Below are 2,606 nucleotides of genomic sequence, written 5' to 3'. Positions count from 1 at the left end.
TGATAAAATGTTAATTTTCAAATAACTATCTGACTAGTAACAACTAATTATTAGTGTTATAAATTGCTTCATTATGTAAACAGGCGATTATGCAACACAAACTGCATGTTGCATAAATACTAAAATGTTAAGTGCAATTTTACTGGATACTGTATAAATAAACATAGATCTTGATTTGTGCATAGATTTGAACCATAATCCGCTTGTGTTATTGGGAGATGTATAATGGTGTCGTTAAATCAAAGATTTAGCTTTAATGAAGACAAAGCAATTGAAACAATTGTGTATGTTGCAAAAAAAGCACCAATCCCAGATGTTTATCATCTGGCAAAAGTTTGTTACTTTGCGGATCTTCTTCACATGGAGAGGTTTGGGCGTCCTATTTTTGGTGATGTGTATATCAAAATGGATAATGGACCTGTCCCAAGTAAGATTTATAACCTTTTCAAGGCTGTAAGAGATTTTAGCCATCACAAACTTGTTTCTGAATTTGCCGTTGAAGGTAACATGATCAAGGCGTTGCGTGATTATGATGAAGATGAGTTTTCACCCTCAGACTTAATGTGTTTAAACGAAAGTATTGAAACTCATGGGAACAAAACTTTCCAACAACTTAAAGATGAGAGTCATGATAGCGCTTGGGAATCAGCTCAAGATAATCGAGAAATTGAGTACCGAGAAATGATTAAGACTTTACCTAACGGTGAAGATCTTATTAAGCATCTTTCATATTGCTAGGAGAACCTGAAGATAATGTCAAATCCGGTTCTTCCTGGCGATGTTTTTAAGTTGGTGTGTAACTTTCCTGAAGTAACTAAACCCAAGTTTTTCATATTACTTAAAACTAAACCTTATGAGTTTTTTATAATTAACTCTGGAATAAACAATTATATTGCTAACAATCCTAATCTTTATGCATGTCAAGTCGATGTTCCACATGAAGATCATAAAGCTTTTCTAACACATGATTCTATCGCAGATTGTTCTGATCGTGTTGATACAGTAGCTGTGATTCATGAAAAACAGGTTACTTTTAATGATCTCGCTAGCCATAAAGTTGGAAGGCTTGCATCGTATGTTATTGAAGAAATTATCCATGTTGTTGAAAATAGCAATATGACTTTGACAGGCAAAGAAAAGAAAGCAATTATCTCAGCCCTGAAAGGCTCTATCGAATAAACTTGCACTTAACAAAGCATTTAAGAGTGATTCCCAACGCTTGGCATTTTTGATGTCATCGTTGGGTTTTGTGTTTATGGCGTAATGGTTTAATTATGAGGTAGCGTTGCTCACACCTTAATGCGGCGTTATGTTTTCAAGATGTTTTACTCACGTATTTTGTCGCAGGTCTGAGTATCACTGGAAGCCACATATAGCAACCTTCTTTGGGGAATATCATGTTCAAAAACCTATGCTTACTAAACGTCTTTCTTGTTTTGATTGTTTTTTCGAGTAGATTACATTCCTTAGAGTTCAGTGTGGAAGAGCAAAGCTTCAGTAAGCAGTATTTGTCGAGCGCGAAGGAAAGCAGTAGCTCAAACAGAGTTTTGGTTGCCATCTTAATTGCAAGTCAATTATCTCAATCAGAAGCACTTGAAAAATTTTATACCCAAGGACTCACGTTAGCATTCGACAATATTCTCTGGTTTGACCAAGCAACTAAAAGGTGTTTGTTCTCAGAGAAAAGAATGATTTGTAATCCTACTGAGTCAATTGAAGAGTTGAAAAAAATGGACCAAGACAACGGCCTTCCTCACATCTACTCAGCAATCTACCATGTCCGTAAAAATGATTTGTCAAAGGCATATGAAGAGCTAAATAGCGCAGCGAATAAGAAGAAGTATGACGATTTTTACTGGAAAAGATTTTCAATTTTACTAGAAACGCTAAAAGAAGTTGGCTATCCGAAAACGCATTTACATACAGCGGCGATAAGATATTCCCATAATATGGTAGTTCAACCATATCAAGAACTGATGCATTTATGTAACGAACAATCCAAATTAAGCTTAGATTGGAGGAATAGTTGCGTAAAAATAGGTAAGTTATTGGAAAATAAAGGAACTATCTTTTTTGCCAACATGGTTGGATTTGCATTACAACGTGAAGCGCTAAAAAATGATACTAATGATGTTGCGAGACTAAAGAAAGTGATGGAGGAAAGGGAAGCCCTTAATCAGTGGCGGATTAACGCTGTAAAAATTTTGGATTTCATAGAAGCACAAAAGAAAGGGCCCGACTCATATTACAGCGACTTAGTTGAATTTGGAGAGCGTAAAGCAATTGAAAATGCACTTATGCTTAATAATGAATATAACAAACCAAAGCAGTAGATAAACTACTGTTTGGGGCGTTACAAATAATAGTTGATAGCACTAAACTACCATTGAATCAGATATTTAGGTTCACTCCGCCCCCCATTAATCAAACCTGAAAATACTATTTAAATGAATAATGCGAAACAGGGAGCGAAGCGCTCGAGCAAGCTATGTAGGCATGGGTGCATAGCGTCTTGAGACGAACGAAGTTCGGCTAGTCTTGAACGCGAGAAAAGGACTTCGAGCGGGAAAGCGTACAGGGACATTTAGCGCGCCGATTCATGGCGT

3 protein-coding genes are annotated in these 2,606 nt (G+C 36.4%); all 3 read left to right on the top strand.

Annotation, left to right across the window (positions count from 1 at the left end; translation table 11 throughout):
* Nucleotides 1–225: 225 nt before the first annotated feature.
* The gene (locus ON073_RS20150; RefSeq protein ID WP_274763662.1) at nt 226–738 is read left to right on the top strand and encodes a Panacea domain-containing protein; all 513 of its coding nucleotides are present in this window, start codon (nt 226–228) and stop codon (nt 736–738) included.
* Between the two features lie 15 nt (nt 739–753).
* Nucleotides 754–1,179 (top strand): hypothetical protein, encoded by a 426-nt coding sequence (locus tag ON073_RS20145; RefSeq protein ID WP_274763661.1) that lies wholly within the window; start codon nt 754–756, stop codon nt 1,177–1,179.
* Nucleotides 1,180–1,478: 299 nt separating this feature from the next.
* Nucleotides 1,479–2,333, top strand: coding sequence for a hypothetical protein (locus ON073_RS20140; RefSeq protein WP_274763660.1), 855 nt, complete (start codon nt 1,479–1,481; stop codon nt 2,331–2,333).
* The last annotated feature ends 273 nt before the right edge of the window (nt 2,334–2,606 follow it).

Origin of the sequence: Pseudoalteromonas sp. G4 (assembly GCF_028875915.1) — a bacterium.
Classification (GTDB): domain Bacteria; phylum Pseudomonadota; class Gammaproteobacteria; order Enterobacterales; family Alteromonadaceae; genus Pseudoalteromonas.
The sequence above is the reverse complement of the archived record's forward strand: the minus strand, read 5'-3'. Positions and strand labels throughout refer to the sequence as shown.